Origin of the sequence: Pseudothermotoga elfii DSM 9442 = NBRC 107921, assembly GCF_000504085.1 — a bacterium.
In the GTDB taxonomy this organism is placed as follows: domain Bacteria; phylum Thermotogota; class Thermotogae; order Thermotogales; family DSM-5069; genus Pseudothermotoga_B; species Pseudothermotoga_B elfii.
Map to the genome: position 1 here is coordinate 480778 of NC_022792.1, position 13094 is coordinate 493871.

General features: G+C 39.7%; 14 protein-coding genes, 3 tRNA genes and 1 other annotated feature (1 of these 18 running past the window's edge). Of the genes, 10 read left to right on the top strand and 7 right to left on the bottom strand.

The features are described 5' to 3' along the window. Positions 1-2: 2 nt before the first annotated feature. Genes TEL01S_RS02265 through TEL01S_RS02285 form a run of 5 tightly spaced genes read right to left on the bottom strand, consistent with a single transcriptional unit; the run spans position 3 to position 3525 of the window. Complete coding sequence (locus TEL01S_RS02265) at positions 3-971, bottom strand: hypothetical protein (RefSeq protein WP_012002509.1); 969 nt, start codon at positions 969-971, stop codon at positions 3-5. Further along, positions 968-1522: a phosphodiesterase gene (yfcE, locus tag TEL01S_RS02270; protein WP_012002510.1), complete on the bottom strand. Its 555-nt coding sequence runs from the start codon at positions 1520-1522 to the stop codon at positions 968-970. Before yfcE ends, TEL01S_RS02265 begins: the two co-directional genes overlap by 4 nt. Before the next feature lie 6 nt (positions 1523-1528). Then, positions 1529-2632: an ABC transporter permease gene (locus TEL01S_RS02275; RefSeq protein ID WP_028843415.1), complete on the bottom strand. Its 1104-nt coding sequence runs from the start codon at positions 2630-2632 to the stop codon at positions 1529-1531. Continuing rightward, positions 2629-3237 (bottom strand): dTMP kinase, encoded by a 609-nt coding sequence (tmk, locus tag TEL01S_RS02280; RefSeq protein WP_012002512.1) that lies wholly within the window; start codon positions 3235-3237, stop codon positions 2629-2631. Before tmk ends, TEL01S_RS02275 begins: the two co-directional genes overlap by 4 nt. A gap of 18 nt (positions 3238-3255) precedes the next feature. Continuing rightward, the gene (locus tag TEL01S_RS02285; RefSeq protein ID WP_012002513.1) at positions 3256-3525 is read right to left on the bottom strand and encodes an acylphosphatase; all 270 of its coding nucleotides are present in this window, start codon (positions 3523-3525) and stop codon (positions 3256-3258) included. 73 nt (positions 3526-3598) lie between these two features. Here TEL01S_RS02285 and guaB point away from each other — a divergent pair, with 73 nt between their 5' ends. Beyond that, the gene (gene guaB, locus TEL01S_RS02290; protein ID WP_012002514.1) at positions 3599-5056 is read left to right on the top strand and encodes an IMP dehydrogenase; all 1458 of its coding nucleotides are present in this window, start codon (positions 3599-3601) and stop codon (positions 5054-5056) included. Positions 5057-5081: 25 nt separating this feature from the next. On the opposite strand, the gene glyS is transcribed toward guaB, so the two are convergent. Both glyS and TEL01S_RS02300 read right to left on the bottom strand, forming a co-directional pair. After that, complete coding sequence (gene glyS, locus TEL01S_RS02295; protein ID WP_012002515.1) at positions 5082-7097, bottom strand: glycine--tRNA ligase subunit beta; 2016 nt, start codon at positions 7095-7097, stop codon at positions 5082-5084. Next, a complete protein-coding gene (locus TEL01S_RS02300; protein WP_012002516.1) occupies positions 7094-7939 on the bottom strand; it encodes a glycine--tRNA ligase subunit alpha in 846 nt (281 codons plus the stop codon). Before TEL01S_RS02300 ends, glyS begins: the two co-directional genes overlap by 4 nt. A 186-nt stretch (positions 7940-8125) precedes the next feature. On the opposite strand from TEL01S_RS02300, the gene TEL01S_RS02305 reads away from it, so the two are divergent. The 9 genes from TEL01S_RS02305 (at position 8126) to rplA (ending at position 12972) form a co-directional block, all read left to right on the top strand. Then, positions 8126-9940 (top strand): aldehyde ferredoxin oxidoreductase family protein, encoded by a 1815-nt coding sequence (locus TEL01S_RS02305; protein ID WP_012002517.1) that lies wholly within the window; start codon positions 8126-8128, stop codon positions 9938-9940. Positions 9941-10053: 113 nt separating this feature from the next. Further along, positions 10054-10129: transfer RNA gene (locus TEL01S_RS02310), tRNA-Thr, on the top strand. A 9-nt stretch (positions 10130-10138) separates the two neighbouring features. Continuing rightward, positions 10139-10225: transfer RNA gene (locus TEL01S_RS02315), tRNA-Tyr, on the top strand. A gap of 24 nt (positions 10226-10249) precedes the next feature. After that, complete coding sequence (rpmG, locus tag TEL01S_RS10875) at positions 10250-10399, top strand: 50S ribosomal protein L33 (RefSeq protein ID WP_012002518.1); 150 nt, start codon at positions 10250-10252, stop codon at positions 10397-10399. A gap of 7 nt (positions 10400-10406) precedes the next feature. Beyond that, positions 10407-10482 (top strand) — tRNA-Trp (locus tag TEL01S_RS02320). Between the two features lie 28 nt (positions 10483-10510). After that, complete coding sequence (gene secE, locus TEL01S_RS02325) at positions 10511-10708, top strand: preprotein translocase subunit SecE (protein ID WP_012002519.1); 198 nt, start codon at positions 10511-10513, stop codon at positions 10706-10708. Positions 10709-10713: 5 nt separating this feature from the next. Then, complete coding sequence (gene nusG / locus TEL01S_RS02330; RefSeq protein WP_012002520.1) at positions 10714-11778, top strand: transcription termination/antitermination protein NusG; 1065 nt, start codon at positions 10714-10716, stop codon at positions 11776-11778. A 46-nt stretch (positions 11779-11824) separates the two neighbouring features. After that, complete coding sequence (rplK, locus tag TEL01S_RS02335) at positions 11825-12250, top strand: 50S ribosomal protein L11 (RefSeq protein ID WP_012002521.1); 426 nt, start codon at positions 11825-11827, stop codon at positions 12248-12250. Positions 12251-12270: 20 nt separating this feature from the next. After that, positions 12271-12972 (top strand): 50S ribosomal protein L1, encoded by a 702-nt coding sequence (gene rplA / locus TEL01S_RS02340; protein WP_012002522.1) that lies wholly within the window; start codon positions 12271-12273, stop codon positions 12970-12972. Beyond that, positions 12969-13094: a sequence feature (ribosomal protein L10 leader region), on the top strand; it runs 13 nt beyond the window's last position. It overlaps the preceding gene by 4 nt.

Here is a 13094-nt window from a genome sequence, read left to right on the forward strand (position 1 = left end):
GTTTATCCCACCTTTTCTCCAAATGATTCTAATACTGCGCAATGAACATACACAGGATCATAAAAATATCTATCTAAATATTTTTCGAGAAAGATTACCGGTAGGACATCTTCGGGTGTTCTCGGTATAATGGAGGATTGATCAGTTAGAAGTGGTAAGGTTCTGGCAAGAGAATTAAATGTGCTGAAAATACTCTCTTTGGTCTGGTTGAATTCGCTTTTATCAATAATTGTTTCTATTCTTACAAGCCCTCTCAGGCCTGGTTTGTTGATCAATTTCAAATATGACATAATTCTCAATAAATTCCTATCATGCCCGAGCTCTGCTATTATACTTTTCGATCTTTCCCCACTCTTCATAAATGCATATGCATTGAAAGTTTCAAAATTCACAAAAGCCTTCTGGACATTTTTAACCAAACCAATAGGCCCACGATTTTTTTTAAATGCGGGCGTAGCAAAATCGATGCTCCCATCCTTTATGGTAAGGCATTCTGATATTTGATTTTCCACTTCTAATTGTTCCGCATGCTGCATGTAAATTTCTATAGCCGACTTTGCGTCTTCTCCAACACAGGTTATGCAGTTGAGTTTACCGATATTCAATTCTTCTCCATCTTTCAGATTTGCTATATTGGCAAAATCTTTTGGAATACCAAGCACTAACTTCGACTTTGGCCCATCGTCAGGTGAAAAGAGAGGAAAACATTCCCCTTTCTTGAAGCGCACAGAACCAGTTATTATCTGACATAGAAGAGTCACATAGCCGGAGACGGTTATAGATTCAAAAGTGCGCCTGCGGCTGTCTACGAATATAATATCGTCCAAGAATCTTCCAGAATCAATTGAGTCATCTTCAAGTAATGTGAACTGATTTTGGTAGTTTATATCCGGTGGTATCATTAAGCCCTCATCGTTGATGCGTTGAATGCGAGGATTAAGATCCTCAAAAATTTTCGATAGATCTCTCATAAACTCATCTCCATGTATAAATCACCAGAGAGAGTATAAATACCCAGATATAATTTATTCGAAAATTCCACAACACCGTAAGTTGGCGGGCAATTGCTTTTTGGAAGAGATGGGCTACCAGGATTAAAGAGAATCTTTGACTGGATTTTTTCGAGTCTTGGAATGTGCGTGTGACCGTAAAAGAGTATGTCCGCATTGTGCGCATTTAGAAGTTCTATCATATCTTCATCAGAGTGAAGATTTTCACCATGTAAAAGCACAGCCTTATAATGACCGAATGTTAATATCATGAATTTCGGCATATCTTCATTGTGTAGAACTGAAAGATCTACATCTGCATCACAGTTGCCTCGAACATAAATAATATTTTTATCTTTTAGAATTTGAGCAAGTTTTGATGGACTGTAGCCTTCTGGGATAGGGTTTCTTGGTCCGTGATAGAGAACGTCACCAAGGTGATAATATTTATTCACCGAACCCGATAATCTCTCGATGACTTCCCAGCTTTTGACCGAGCCGTGGGTATCCGAAATTATAAGGAATTTAAGCATTGTTTCTCACCTTCTTTTGAAATTAAATGCTCCGGTTAATAATACTAAGGCAAAAGTAATTACAGCTATAAGGGCAACTTTGATTAATTCGGATGCTGAAACTACATCGTATATTTGCGATTTTCTCAAGACATAATTTACTGAAAATAAAGGAGAATACTTCGAAATAGTTTGCACAATCTCTGGCATAGAACTTATCGGTACAACCATGCCACTTAAAAAGAAAGAAACAATGATTGTCCCCACTCCAAGTAAGCTTGCGATCTGAAGATTATCAGTAATACACGATAGCATTACACCGAAGCTGGCGTGAAAAAAGGAATTCATAAAAGTTAAGAAGATAAGTAATCCAACAGGAAGGTATACACCTATTGAAACAAATATCAAGCAGGCTATAGCTGATTCGACCATTCCTATCAGACTATATGCGATAACCTTTGCTGCAATATAGAGAAAACCTGACAGATTATATGTCATATACATATCTGTTAGTTTAATCTGGCGATCCAGGGTAGTTGAGCTACACGAAATAGCTATTATGACAAAAGCTGCTGATAGAAAAATTGCAATAGGTGTTAACAGTGATTCAAAACTCATGAGCTTTTCCTTTTCTGGCAGGATTAATTTTGGTGCCGGGTATCCGGGAGATGTGAACAAATATTTCATAACCTGAGGATCAAAAAAAGGGCTTCCCTGAAGATCTTCAAACATGGAATTAAACAGTCGATAGACAATCGTTGATACCTGAAGATCTACAGGACTTGGTATGAAGCTCAGAGTTGTTTGTTTGGCAGCATAAAGATTCTTAGAGAAATCCTTCGGAATTATCACTATGGCACTGTATTCACCTGAAAGCAGCTTACTTTGATAATTAGGTCCAACGTAAGATATGGTTCCCCCTCTAAAGAGTGACATAACTGTGCCAACGGTGAAACGAGACAGTGGATCATCATCAAGATTGAGGATACCTATTTTAGTGTTCAAAACGCTGAAACTATTAAACATGATCAACGTGAGAAAAACGACAACTATTGGAACAAGAAACATTATTAGAAAGGATAACTTATTTTTGAAAACTCTGTTCACTTCTGTTAGTATTAACCTAATCACCTGATGATCCCCCAGTAGAGTTGCTCAAAAATTAGTATGATTTCTGAGTGTATTTCTTCAATAGCTTTTTCGCCGTTCATCAAGAAAATCCTTTTTTCCTTTCTTGCCAGTTCCAGATATGCCTTTCTGACTTTTTTCAAAAACTCAATTCCTTCAGATTCAATTCTATCAAAAATTCTTTTTCTCTTGAGAGCTGTTTCCACTGGTACATCTATATAAAAAGTCAGGTCGGGTTTTAAACCATCTGTTGCAAAGTCATTGAGTTTCTCAACGAGCTCTGGCCCCAGTTCTCTTCCGACACCTTGATAAACAACGCTCGAGTCAATAAAACGATCCGCTACAACTACTTTGTTTTCCTTCAAAGCTGGCAATATTATCTGTGAAACTAATTGAGCCCTGCTGGCCAAAAAAAGCAATAGTTCAGCTTTTGGATAAATTTGAAATTGACCTTTGAGCACTATTTCCCGCAAAATCTCACCTAACTCGGTCCCTCCTGGTTCTCTGACATGTATATAAGGTAAATTCTTATTTTTAAGGTAAGACAAAAAAAGTCTCAATTGCGTTCCTTTTCCACTTCCATCGATTCCCTCAAAAGATATTAACATTATTGAACAATCCTCCTCTCACGGCACAATGTCAAATGATGTGAAATTTTGTCCGGCCACTCTTTCGTATTTTACACTAATTACGGTAGCCATCGGTGGTCCGATGGACACTGCCTTGAGAAACTCTACGAGGATTTCTTCGGGTGCTTCAGCGTGAATCTCTACTGATCCATCTTCCGCGTTTCTAACATATCCTTTAATTTTCATTTTATTTGCTAATTTATATGTAAAATATCTGAAACCAACTCCATGGACACGACCACTTATCTTTATAAAAAGTGCCTGCATGCTTTAACCTCCTTGATGATATAATCTCAGCAAACATCTTACATCAAAATGAAGCTTTTTAGGAGGTGGAATCTTGATTTTTGAAGAAGGCATAACTTTTGACGATGTTCTTTTGATCCCGGGTTATAGCGAGGTACTTCCCTCTCAGACAGATGTGAAAACAAAATTGGTAGGAGACATTTATTTAAGCATTCCTTTAGTGAGTGCAGCGATGGATACTGTAACAGAGGCAGAACTTGCTAAGGCTCTTGCACGAGAAGGTGGTGTAGGTGTTATACATAAAAATATGTCAATTGAAGAACAGGCGCACCAGGTCTTGGTGGTAAAGAGAACTGAAAATGGGGTTATCTATGATCCGGTGACTATCCATCCGGAGGATACAATTCACGATGCATTGATGCTTATGTCTACTTATAAAATAGGAGGACTGCCGGTAGTTGATGAAGAAGGAAAATTGATGGGATTGATTACGAACAGAGATATTAGATTTGAGAAGAATTATTCAAGGAAAGTTAGAGAGCTTATGACGCCACGAACACAGCTCATTGTGGCCGATCCTTCTATAAGCCTGGATGAGGCTAAGGGTATATTGCATACGCATAAAGTAGAAAAATTGCCCTTGGTTGATTCTGACAATCATCTCGCTGGTTTAATTACTATTAAAGACATAATGAGTGTCGTCGAACACCCGTTTGCTGCGCGTGACAGCAAGGGAAGATTAATAGTCGGTGCAGCTGTGGGAACAGGCAATGATACTTTAGAGAGAGTACAAGCATTGAAGGACGCTCAGGTGGATTTTGTTGTTGTCGATACCGCGCATGGACACTCTAAGAAGGTTATAGATGTGGTCAAAATGATTAGATCTGATTTTCCAGAATTATTGATAGTTGCTGGAAACGTTGCAACTTCAGAAGGAGCTCTCGCACTTATAGAAGCAGGGGCAAACTGCATAAAAGTTGGTATAGGGCCTGGTTCTATATGTACAACCCGTGTTGTAGCCGGGATAGGAGTTCCTCAGCTAACAGCCATAATGAGCTGTTCAAAAGTATGCAAAAATCATGAAATTACTTTGATAGCTGACGGCGGCATCAGGTACTCGGGAGATATAGTCAAAGCCCTGGCTGCAGGAGCAGATTCAGTTATGATTGGAAGCATCTTTGCTGGCACTGAAGAGGCTCCGGGTGAGGCTATTCTCTATCAGGGAAGAAAATATAAAGCTTACAGGGGTATGGGCAGTGAGTCGGCTATGAGAAGAGGAAGTGCGGACAGATATTTCCAAAGTGAAAATTTCAAATTTGTTCCTGAAGGCGTTGAAGGTATGGTACCTTACAAGGGCACAATTAAAGATGTGGTTCATCAGCTTGTTGGTGGTCTCAGGGCAGGTATGGGATATGTAGGAGCAAAAGATTTGAGAGAATTGCAGGAAAAAGCCCGGTTTGTGAAAATAACAACCGCAGGAGTCAAAGAAAGTCACCCGCACGATATAATAATTACAAGAGAATCTTCAAATTATGGATCTTTTTCAAATTGATGTAGAATAAGGGCGAACAGCGCCCTTATTCTCTTTTAATCAGCTGCGTCAGATCGCCGATCATCATGAAAAGTTCATCTATGTTTTTCAGGAAAGCAAGCCTGTTTTTTCTTATATCTTCACGATTTACCATAACAAAAACATCGTCAAAATACTTATCAATGAAAGGTTTAAGTGTTATAAGTGAACTTACACCCCTTTCATAATCGAGTTCTTTTAGGCTACTAACTACCGTCGATTTGACTTCGATAAACCGATTTAACAACTCTATTTCAGCATTTTCTTCAAAAAGAGCCCCGTCGAATTTTGTATCATTGAAATTTTTCGTAATGTTGTGCACTCTTTCAAAGCCTACGCATAATTCGTTGAAGCTGTTGTTTTTTACCATTTCTGCCAGAGCCCTCGCCGAGAGAAATCCTCTCAGTGGTTTTGACCAGAGATGATTCACTGCTCTGGATAAATCATAGTTGAATCCTTCGCCACTCAAAAACGCATAATATCTGTTAGACATGAAATCACTTATAATTTCCCATTTGCATGTTATGCTTAAAAGCTTAAGTGTCTCTCTTATCAATTCTTCGAGATCCAAGTCCCATTTCCTGTTCACGATCGTTTTGAAAATAACATCTGATTTATTTCTCAAACCAAAAGGATCCCGGGATCCAGATGGAATATTTCCAACTGCAAGGTTACCAATTATGGTGTCTATTCTATCGGCAATAGCTATGATAGATCCAGTAATTGTTTTTGGTTCATCAAAATATTGTTCTTCTATAGCTTCCGCCACTTCCGCATCTTCTTCATTCATCAATGCATAGAGTTTTCCGATAGTTCCCTGAAGTTCTGGAAATTCATACACAACATGGCTGGCTATATCAGCCTTACTCAAGATTGCTGCTCTGCCGATTTTCTCAGCCATTTGGGAAAGTCCTAATTTCTCAGCCATGTATAGAGAAAGTTTCTTTATTCTCAGAACTTTGTCAAACAAAGTACCAAGTTCTTTTTGAAACACCATTCCCTTTAATCTTTCATTGAAATCCTCAAGATTGTATCTTTTGTCTATTTCAAAGTAATATCTTGCATCTTCAAGTCTTGCGTTTACTACGTTGCTGTATCCGATAGTTATCTTTTCGATATTTCCAAAAGGATTGTCAATAAAAGCCACAAAATATGGCGTTATTTTTTGATTTTCAAATGTAGTGAATGCACTGAGATGATGCTTCACCGTGACAGTGATGAGCTCCTCAGGTAGATTTAAATATTCCTCTTTGAATTTTCCAACGATTGCTGTTGGCCACTCCAGAAGATTCGATATTTTCTTGATTAACTCTTTGTCTCTATCGCACGTGAGAAAATGTTCTTTCTCAATCTTTGCCAGTTCTGCTTTGATTTTCTCAATTCTCTCTTCTTGATTAACAAGTACATAATGATTCTTAAGAAGATCGATATAATCAGCACAATTTTCTACAGTGATGACTTTTTGCAGATTCGGGTGTCCTTGAGTTTTATTGGAAGAATTCTTTCCAAAAATCTGAAAAGGGAGTATTTGATTATTTAGCATAAGAACTACCCATTTTACGGGCCGCACAAATAGATATTTTCCGTTCCCCCATCTCATAGATTTGGTGAATTTCAAACTCTGGATAACTTCAGTAAAGATTTCAGGCAGAACCTCTGATGCTTTTCTGCCAGGTACTTTTTTCCTAATGTACACATATTCATCTTTTAAGTAGATATCTTCTTCACTCGCTTCATTCGCAGACAAAAAACCAATTAAAGCTTTTGTGGGTTTTCCATCCAAGAAAGCTGTGCTTTTCGATGGTCCTCTTTTTTCAAGGATAGAATCTTCCTGCCTCTCAGCAATTTCTTTCACTAATACTGCCATCCGTCGATTAGTCACCACGGACAAAACGGTTCGAAACGCAAGCCTTTTCTCTGTAAAGAGTTTTTCTGTTAGTAACTGTAATTGCTGCTGTATCTGACTCATTTCACTTGCCGGTAATTCCTCAATACCTATTTCTAATAGAGCTGTATTTGTCACTTTGACGAACCTCCCTGAAAAGTTTCTGCGCATCGTTTTGCCATAGATCTTATAGATCTTATGTATTCCTGTCTCTGAGAAACACTTATCGCGTTCCTTGCGTCCAATAAATTGAAAGTGTGCGAACATTTGATCATGTAATCGTATGCAACTAAGTAATTGCCATTTTCTATTTGATTTTCAAACTCGGATTGGTAAATATCATACAATTGAAAAAGCTTCTGTGGTGATGACTGATCAAAATTATACTTTGAAAATTGCTTTTCGTTTTCCAGATATAATTGTCCATATGAAATTTTGTCATTCCACATAACATCGAAGATACTATTTTTATTCTGCAGATACATTGCTATTCTTTCTATTCCGTAGGTTATTTCAAGTGGAATGGATTTTAAACTGATACCGCCTATTTGTTGGAAGTAGGTGAATTGGGTAATTTCCATACCATCTAGCCAGACTTCCCAGCCAACTCCCCATGCCCCAAGGGTTGGAGATTCCCAGTTATCCTCAACAAATCGAACGTCATGTTCTTTAAGATTTATGTTTAAACTCTCCAAGGATTTGAGATAGATTTCCTGGCAGTTGTCCGGAGAAGGTTTGACTATCACCTGATATTGAAAATATCTTTGCAATCTGTTGGGATTTTCACCATATCTTCCGTCGGTAGGTCGACGGCTTGGCTGAACAAAGGCTACACTCCATTCACTATGTTTAAGGCATCCAAAAAATGTTGACGGGTGAAATGTTCCAGCTCCAACTTCCATATCATATGGCTGATCAATCAGGCACCCAAAACCTGACCAGTAATCGTTAAGTTTTTTTATGATATCTTGAAGATACACTTCGAGCACCTCCGATTCATAAATTCATTATACCCTGAAAAAATATAATAAAACGATATCATATAGATGACAATCCCTGATTATTCTTGTTTTAGCACAGAGTTTTTGTCATGTGCATCTTAACGAATTTGGGTTGCCGTTTTGCTATACTCATTGCTGTAAGCAAATTGTCAAAGGAGGTATAACATGATTTTAAGAGTAAATCTGTCAACCAAAAAAGTAGTTGCTGAAAGGTTGAACAAAATGGACCTTGAAAATTTCATCGGCGGGAGAGGTATAGCTGCAAAGATTTTGTGGGATGAAGTAAAGCACGTTGATCCATTATCTGAAAGCAACAAACTCATTATCGCTGCAGGACCTTACAATGGCTTGAGAACTCCCAGTGGGGGAAAACTCGTCGTGGCTGCTAAAAGTCCCCTGACAGGAGGCTACGGTGATGGAAATATAGGTACCATGGCTTCGGTACATTTGAGGAAGGCTGGTTATATGGCTTTAGTTGTTGAAGGTGCAAGTGAGAAACCAGTATACATTTATATTGATAATGAAAATGTGAGTATATTAAGCGCAGAAGGGTTATGGGGATTGAGTACATTTGAAACAGAGCGAAAATTGAAAGATGTTCATGGAAACAACGTAGGAGTGTTGAGCATAGGACCAGCTGGAGAAAACTTGGTGAAATATGCTGTCATTATTTCTCAGGATGGAAGAGCCGGGGGAAGACCGGGTATAGGGGCAGTCATGGGAAGCAAAAAATTGAAGGCGGTTGTTATAAGAGGGACGGGAGATGTCCAGGTAAGAGATGTAGAGGCTTTCAAGAAGTACACAACAGATGTATACAAAATGATTCCCACTCTTCCCGCTTACGATTTTTGGATGCGTCAGGGAACACTGGCCACTCTTGAGTGGGCAAACAAAAATAAAGCCCTTCCAGTTAGAAATTTTGGGCAGGTGAAATTCGAATATGCCAGAACTGTTGATGGTTATTCAATGGAAGCGATGAAAGTTACTAAAAGAGGATGTCCAAATTGCAATATGATTTGTGGTAACGTCGTACTTGATATGGAAGGAAAAGAAAGTGAACTGGATTATGAGAATGTTGGAATGCTTGGCCCAAATATGGGCATGCCTTTTTTGAACAAGGTTGCTGTTTTAAACAGGTTGGCGGATGAATATGGCATTGACACTATTTCGCTGGGAGCAGTGATGGGATTTATCATGGAAGCTTCGGAAAAGGGGTATGTGAAAGGCGCGCCAAAATTTGGAGATTATGATAACACTATAGAATTGGTCAGAAAGATAGCTTACAGAGATGGGGAACTGGCAAATATTCTGGCAGATGGCGTTAAAGAAGCTTCGGAAAAGCTAAATCTCCAGCATTTAGCAATGCATGTAAAGGGCTTAGAGGTCTCTGCTTATAATTGCTATATATATCCCGCAATGGCTCTTGCTTATGGAACGAGCGCCATTGGAGCTCATCATAAAGAAGCGTGGGTCATAGCCTGGGAAATAGGATCAACACCTCTTGAAGAAGCCACAACAAGCGAATATGTTATGACTTATACGCCGGAGAAAGCAAGAAAAGTTGTTGAGCAGCAACGAATAAGAGGTGGACTTTTTGAAATGCTCACAGCTTGTCGTTTACCATGGGTCGAACTTGGTGTTGATCTGGAGTGGTATGCAAAAATCCTCAGCGCAATAACCGGAGAACAATATACACTGGATAGACTTTATGAAGCAGCCGACCGGGTATATTCACTCATAAGATGTTACTGGATCAGGGAATATAGAGGCAAATGGAACAGGCACATGGATTATCCACCACAGCGTTGGTTTGAAAACGATATAAATGGTATGAAACTTGAAAGGGATAAATACGATCTACTGCTGAGCGAATATTACAAACTTCGAGGCTGGGATTCAAATGGTGTCCCGACACCCGAAACATTGAGAAGGCAAAAATTGGATTTTGCCATAGAGGAACTTGGAGATATTATCAGATAATTTTTCCAATACGATACAAACACTTAATCTCTGTTAGACAAAAATATTGTATCTTCAGAATTGCGACTGCTTGACATATGAATATTGTAAGCATATAATATCAAAGGCACGGTGCCAGCGTAGCTCAACCGGCAGAGCGGCTGATTTGTAATCAGCAGGTTGGGGGTTCGAGTCCCTTCGCTGGCTCCACAGATGGGTGGTGAGGTGCCCGAGCGGCCAAAGGGGGCGGACTGTAAATCCGCTGGCGGAACGCCTTCGGAGGTTCAAATCCTCCCCTCACCACCACTTTTATCTTAAGAGGTGTGGAAAATGAGAGTGAAAATATCACTTAAGTGTTCTGAGTGCGGGAAAAAGAACTATTATACGGACAAAAACAAAACTGCCAAGGAAAAGCTGAGTTTCAGAAGATATTGCCCAAAGTGCAACAAACATACTGTTCATAGCGAAACTAAGTTGTGATCGATGTAGGGCCGTAGCTCAATTGGTAGAGCACCGGTCTCCAAAATCGGGGGTTGCAGGTTCGAGTCCTGCCGGCCCTGCCAAATTTTTTTGTACCATGGAGGGATATCTGTGGAAAAAATAAAAAAATTCTTTCGGGAGGTTGCTGCTGAAGCAAAAAAAACCCACTGGCCAAGTAGAAATGAGCTTCTGACCTCCACTTCTGTTGTTGTTTTAATACTGGTAGTAATGGGGGTTTATTTTTTTGTGCTGGACATGGTCTTCTCTGGAGCAATTAGAACGTTTTTGAAAGCAATTGGCATAGGGTGATTTTTGTGAAAAAAAAGTGGTTCATCCTTAGAACGATGGCCGGATTTGAGCAAACGGCGAAGGAAAACTTGGAAGCGAAAATAAGATCCACAGGATTTGAAAGATATTTCGGCAGAATACTGGTTCCTGAAGAAACGATTCTGGATGCTACATCAAAATCTATAAAGCGTTTCGCGGTTTCTCTTAATGCCAAGCTGGTTGTTAAAAGTGGTGCCGACGTTGAGAGAGGAGATTTACTGGCTGAGGAACCCCCCATCCATGCTCGACACAGTGGTGTGGTGGTGAATGTTAAAAATTACAGAAAAGTAACTGTTGAAACGATAGACAGAAAATACTCGAAAACATACTTTTTGCCAGAAGGGTCAAAACTCGAAACGGGTATTAAAATTGGTGCTCGCATAAAACAGGGAATGCCATTGACGAAGGATTTTGAACATATCTGCGAACTGGATGGAAAAATAGTTGAAAACGAGAGGGTTAAGCGTGTTGAGATTCAGAGGGAAGATGGTGAAATAGACATCTACCATATACCCTTAGATGTCTACGACTCACAGAAGGTTTTTAAGGGAAAGCAAGCAAAGAATGGCGAGCTTCTCGCCGATGGAAGAAAAATCTACGCGACGTCTGGTGGGCGTGTGGAAATAGTGGATCTCGGAACAAGGAAGGAAATCAGAATCGCAAAGACTCATAAGAGAAGACTGTTTCCTGGATATGTTTTTGTAGAAATGATGATGAATGATGAGACCTGGCAATTTGCGCGAAATGTTCCAAGCATAATAGATTTTGTTTCTTCTGGAGGACAACCCTTAGAAATGAAACCTCGTGAAGCTCGGGTGATTCTGAGGCTTGCAGGTTTGGAAACTTATGAGGAGAAAATGAAACCGATCAAAGTGGAACTGGACTTTCACATTGGTGATGTTGTCAAAATAACATCAGGACCGTTTGAAGATTTTGCAGGTGTAGTAAAAGAGATAGATGCTGAGAAACAAGAGCTAAGAGTGGCAGTAACTATTTTCGGCCGTGAAACACCGGTCACGGTAAAGATATCGGAAGTTGAAAGGATCCAGTGAAGTGGGAGGGAATATTCCCAAACCACCATAAGGAGGGAAAACTTCGATGGCTAAAAAAGTAGTCGCAGAGGTTAAATTACAGCTTCCTGCTGGTAAAGCGACACCAGCTCCTCCTGTTGGACCAGCGCTTGGCCAACGAGGAGTAAACATAATGGAATTCTGTAAGAGATTCAATGCAGAAACTGCTGATAAAGCAGGGATGATTCTTCCTGTGATTATAACGGTTTATGAAGACAGATCATTCAGCTTTGTTGTTAAAACACCGCCGGCTTCGTTTTTGCTGAAAAGGGCGGCAGGGCTTGAAAAAGGATCAGGTGAACCCAAAAGGAAAAATGTTGGCAAGGTTACCCGAAAGCAATTAGAGGAAATTGCGAAAATAAAGATGCCGGATATAACTGCTAATGATCTTGAAGCTGCTGTCAAGATAGTTGAAGGAACAGCTAAAAGTATGGGTATTGAAATTGTAGATTGATTTGTGAGAGGAGGAGGCGTGTGCCGAGACACTCCAGAAGGTATCAGGAAATAAGGCAAAAAGTTGATCGAACCCGTTTTTATAGTGTTGATGATGCCATAGAGCTGGTTAAACAAACTGCTACGGCAAAATTTGATGAAACTGTTGAACTGCACCTGTCCACGAATATAGATACCAAGAGACCAGAACAACAAGTTCGTAGCACTGTTACTCTTCCACATGGGACAGGTAAGAGAGTTAGAGTGCTGGTCTTTGCAAAAGGAGACAAGGCTGAAGCTGCGAAAAATGCAGGCGCAGATTATGTTGGAGGAGATGAACTGGTAGAAAAAATAACTAACGAGAATTTCACCGATTTTGATGTTGCGATAGCTACGCCTGATATGATGAGATCGATAGGAAAGTTGGGTAAAATCTTAGGTCCCCGTGGTTTAATGCCATCACCGAAATCTGGTACAGTTACAGAGGATGTTGAGACAGCAGTTAAAGCGTTTAAAATGGGAAGAATTGAAGTTCGCAATGACAAGACAGGTTGTATACATATACCGGTGGGAAAGTGTTCTTTTGACGGAGAAAAACTCAGAGAAAATCTGCTGAGTGCATACAGACAGATCATTGCCTTGAGACCAGCGGGTGTAAAAGGGCAGTTCATAAAAAGAGTTGTCCTGAGTTCGACGATGGGTGTGGGAATAAAAATTGATCAATCTGATTTAGAAAATATTTGAATAATTGCTTTTCGCCAAAGACAGTAGGTCTATGCTGAAAAAGGGGAGTCCCCGCCTACCGAGGCGAAAGAAACGTTTAATAATATAGTTTCTTTTGCTGCGGGGTCTCTTTTTGAGACCTT

Excerpts from the sequence above, each read along its gene's own strand:
- yfcE (WP_012002510.1), bottom strand. The coding sequence starts at position 1,522 with ATGCTTAAATTCCTTATAATTTCGGATACCCACGGCTCGGTCAAAAGC.
- TEL01S_RS02305 (WP_012002517.1), top strand. The coding sequence starts at position 8,126 with ATGATTTTAAGAGTAAATCTGTCAACCAAAAAAGTAGTTGCTGAAAGG.
- TEL01S_RS02285 (WP_012002513.1), bottom strand. The coding sequence starts at position 3,525 with ATGCAGGCACTTTTTATAAAGATAAGTGGTCGTGTCCATGGAGTTGGT.
- TEL01S_RS02265 (WP_012002509.1), bottom strand. The coding sequence starts at position 971 with ATGAGAGATCTATCGAAAATTTTTGAGGATCTTAATCCTCGCATTCAA.
- tmk (WP_012002512.1), bottom strand. The coding sequence starts at position 3,237 with ATGTTAATATCTTTTGAGGGAATCGATGGAAGTGGAAAAGGAACGCAA.
- rplK (WP_012002521.1), top strand. The coding sequence starts at position 11,825 with ATGGCTAAAAAAGTAGTCGCAGAGGTTAAATTACAGCTTCCTGCTGGT.
- rpmG (WP_012002518.1), top strand. The coding sequence starts at position 10,250 with ATGAGAGTGAAAATATCACTTAAGTGTTCTGAGTGCGGGAAAAAGAAC.